Genomic DNA, 2,477 nt, shown 5'->3' with positions numbered 1-2,477 from the left:
CAGGCCATCCATGCTTGGTTCGACTCCTCAAAAGCCCATTCCGCCGACTTTCGCCACCGAGCCATGTTTCACCATGCCGCTGGAATCTGGCTCTCCGAGACCGTCTTCGGGCCGACGATTACCCTCTCCACGGGCCGCGTGATCCCGACACGATGGGTGGGCGAGCAGCATGTCCGCGAGGATCTGGGGTTCATTCCGAGCTTCGCCGACTGGGTCAAGGCAATCCGGCCCGAACCCTGGATGGGCCGGTCCGAGCGGATCGAGGCACTCGTCGATCCGCATATCGCTTCGCCCGTGGTCGAGGTCTGCTGAGATGACCGATCCAGCCTATCAACGCCTCGGCCTGCCCTCGGCAGCGTCGCCCTACGCCGTCCTGCGCGCGGCGGTCCGGGCGCTGCACCCCGACACGCGCGCAGTTCGCGGCTTCCGGGCCGCGCGCAAGTGCTTCTACCGACAGATGCTCTGCGCGCATGCCACGCGACAGACGGCGGGCGACGATCCGGCCCGCTGATCATTCCCGACCACCCCCTCATCCCGACACAGCGCCCGGCCTCTTGGCCGGGTCTTCCCCATTCAGGAGGTTCCCATGGCGGATTACTTCACCCATTTTTCGTGCCTGCTCGACGTCGGCACCCCCGACAAAGCTGCCCGCGCGCTCGCCCTGTTCCAGAGCTTGCGCGAAGCCGATCAGGACGCCGACGACCCGGAGATCGCAGGTTTCGACATCGTGCGCCAGGACGCGCCCGAGGGTAGCGCCCTCTGGATCCATGATGACGACCACGGCGATGTCGAAGCCGTCATCCGCTTCGTTCTGCGCCTTGCAGAGGAGCTCGACCTCACCGGCCTCTGGGGGTTCCAGTATGGACTGACCTGTTCCCGTCCGCGCCTCGACGCCTTCGGCGGTGGCGCGCATGTCATCGATCTTGGTGCCCGCAAGTCCATCGGCTGGACCAGCACGCAAGAATGGCTGGCCGCAGCGCTGAATGGGGAGGGTTTCGATGCCTGAGGTGATCTGCACCACGGTCTACCAGTTCCCCGAACTCTCGGAGGCCGCCAAGAAAAAGGCGCGCAGCTGGTATCGCGAGCTTGGCCCCCACGACTATTGGTGGGACGCGGTCTACGAGGATTTCGAGCGCGTCTGTGAGATCCTGGGGGTCAGCCTCAAGACCACGCCCGTGCGCCTGATGGGCGGCGGAACACGGGCCAAACCCTGCATCTGGTTCTCGGGGTTCTGGAGCCAGGGGGATGGTGCGGCCTTCGAGGGGTTCCTTAGTCACGCCAAGGGCGCAACATGGAGCATCAGGGATTATGCCCCGCAGGACACGACCTTGCATGGCATCGCCGACCGGGTGCAGGCCATCCAGCGGCGAAACTTCTACCAACTCGCCGCCGAGGTCAGCCACCGCGGCCGCTATTGTCACGAGTACACCATGTCGATCGATGTCACTCGGGAAAGCCCGAGGGGGCAGCCGCCGACCGACGACGCCGAGGAGATCGTGATCGAGGCGCTGCGCGATCTGGCCCGCTGGCTCTACCGCCAGCTTGAGGCTGAATACGACCACCTCACCTCGGACGAGGTCATCGAGGAGGGGATTATCATCAACGAGTACACCTTCACCGAAGCCGGGCGCCGGTTCGGATGAGAGCGTAGGAGGTTCATTTGATCTTTACAAATAGGCCATATGAACTATGTTGAGAGCGATGGAGGAAGACATGCAAGTCGCAGAGAAAATCCGGGAACCCGCACAGATCAACGCGGTCGCGTTGAAAGCCTATACCCGGGTGGTCGATGCTTGGGGTCTTAGCCTCAAGGAAGCGGCTGGCCTTGCCGACATGTCGGAGAGCACGTGGAAGCGCGCCAAGAAGCCGGACTTTGCGGGGGAACTGACGAAGGACCAGCTGCTGCGGCTCAGTGCGGTGATCGGCATTTACAAGTCGCTCGAGCTCTACTTCTCCGAGCCGCTCGCGCGAAGCTGGTTTACCCGGCCGAACACCGGTCCGCTGTTCGGGGGCAGCCGTCCCGTCGACACCGCCATCGACGGGGGTTTGCCGCAGATCGTGGCGGTGCGGACTTATCTCGATGCGTTGCGTGGTGGCGCATGAAACAGACCGAAATTTCTGATCGCGGTCTCGTTCGTCTACTGCCCGCCACCTACCACAAGCCGCCATCCCTGCGCGGTCTCGTCGATACCGATGACGAGATGGAGATCCTTGCAGAGATCGAGGGCCTGACCAGCGGCCGCCTTCTGGCCGAACGTGGCCGCAATCCCCATCTGGACCCGCGCGAGCTTGCCTGGCAGCGCCGGAGCCGCGATCTGCGCATCTACGGCGAAAGTCATGTCAATGCCGCCTTCACCTATACCCGCGCCGGCGGAAACCGCTTCAACACCGAGGAGCGCGGCGCCTGGTATTGCTCATGGGATGTCATGGTGTCTGTCAGCGAAGTGGCCTGGCACCGCACGCGCGAACTCGGATTT

6 protein-coding genes are annotated in these 2,477 nt (G+C 63.8%); all 6 read left to right on the top strand.

The window, feature by feature from the left end; genetic code table 11:
• Positions 1 to 312, top strand: a 312-nt coding sequence (locus tag ACRCSW_RS20765) for a DUF6915 family protein (protein WP_438707558.1), incomplete at its 5' end; no start/stop codon positions are given.
• Position 313: 1 nt separating this feature from the next.
• Positions 314 to 511 carry a hypothetical protein gene (locus ACRCSW_RS20760; protein WP_438707557.1) on the top strand — a complete coding sequence of 66 codons (198 nt, stop codon included), beginning with the start codon at positions 314 to 316 and terminating at the stop codon, positions 509 to 511.
• A gap of 75 nt (positions 512 to 586) precedes the next feature.
• The gene (locus ACRCSW_RS20755; protein WP_438707556.1) at positions 587 to 1,006 is read left to right on the top strand and encodes a hypothetical protein; all 420 of its coding nucleotides are present in this window, start codon (positions 587 to 589) and stop codon (positions 1,004 to 1,006) included.
• A complete protein-coding gene (locus ACRCSW_RS20750; RefSeq protein ID WP_438707555.1) occupies positions 999 to 1,643 on the top strand; it encodes an antitoxin of toxin-antitoxin stability system in 645 nt (214 codons plus the stop codon). Before ACRCSW_RS20755 ends, ACRCSW_RS20750 begins: the two co-directional genes overlap by 8 nt.
• A 58-nt stretch (positions 1,644 to 1,701) precedes the next feature.
• Positions 1,702 to 2,103 (top strand): MbcA/ParS/Xre antitoxin family protein, encoded by a 402-nt coding sequence (locus ACRCSW_RS20745; RefSeq protein WP_295019110.1) that lies wholly within the window; start codon positions 1,702 to 1,704, stop codon positions 2,101 to 2,103.
• Positions 2,100 to 2,477, top strand: a 378-nt coding sequence (locus ACRCSW_RS20740) for an RES family NAD+ phosphorylase (protein WP_438707554.1), incomplete at its 3' end; no start/stop codon positions are given. The genes ACRCSW_RS20745 and ACRCSW_RS20740, both read left to right, overlap by 4 nt.

Source organism: Tabrizicola sp. (assembly GCF_051645465.1).
Classification (GTDB): Bacteria; Pseudomonadota; Alphaproteobacteria; order Rhodobacterales; family Rhodobacteraceae; genus Tabrizicola.
This window is presented reverse-complemented; position numbering and strand designations above follow the sequence as displayed.

Excerpts from the sequence above, each read along its gene's own strand:
- ACRCSW_RS20760 (WP_438707557.1), top strand. The coding sequence starts at position 314 with ATGACCGATCCAGCCTATCAACGCCTCGGCCTGCCCTCGGCAGCGTCG.
- ACRCSW_RS20755 (WP_438707556.1), top strand. The coding sequence starts at position 587 with ATGGCGGATTACTTCACCCATTTTTCGTGCCTGCTCGACGTCGGCACC.
- ACRCSW_RS20750 (WP_438707555.1), top strand. The coding sequence starts at position 999 with ATGCCTGAGGTGATCTGCACCACGGTCTACCAGTTCCCCGAACTCTCG.
- ACRCSW_RS20745 (WP_295019110.1), top strand. The coding sequence starts at position 1,702 with ATGGAGGAAGACATGCAAGTCGCAGAGAAAATCCGGGAACCCGCACAG.